This is a genomic window from Massilia genomosp. 1 (assembly GCF_011682185.1).
Classification (GTDB): Bacteria; Pseudomonadota; Gammaproteobacteria; order Burkholderiales; family Burkholderiaceae_D; genus Telluria_A; species Telluria_A rubra.
This window is the reverse complement of record NZ_WHJF01000729.1, coordinates 1-201: the sequence shown is the minus strand read 5'-3', so window position 1 is coordinate 201 and position 201 is coordinate 1. Positions and strand designations below refer to the sequence as shown.

Here is a 201-nt window from a genome sequence, read left to right as displayed (position 1 = left end):
CATCGGCCGGCAATTGGTGGTGGCAATGATCGCATTGGCTCGGCAGTGGATGGACGACGATCTCGGTCGGTTGCGCCGTTTGCATCAGCGTCGTTCCGTCGTGGCCCGGCTGCCCGCCGACCTTCTTGTCCGAGGGCTTGCGCAAGGATTTCGTTTTCTTCTTTTTCAAGCCATCGGCCGACGGCGGCACACTGGAATTGT

Annotated in this window: 1 pseudogene; it reads right to left on the bottom strand. The window is 60.2% G+C overall.

Annotated elements, in window-relative coordinates:
- Positions 1–190: pseudogene (locus F1735_RS37325) on the bottom strand (IS66 family transposase); the annotation flags it as partial.
- Positions 191–201: the final 11 nt, after the last annotated feature.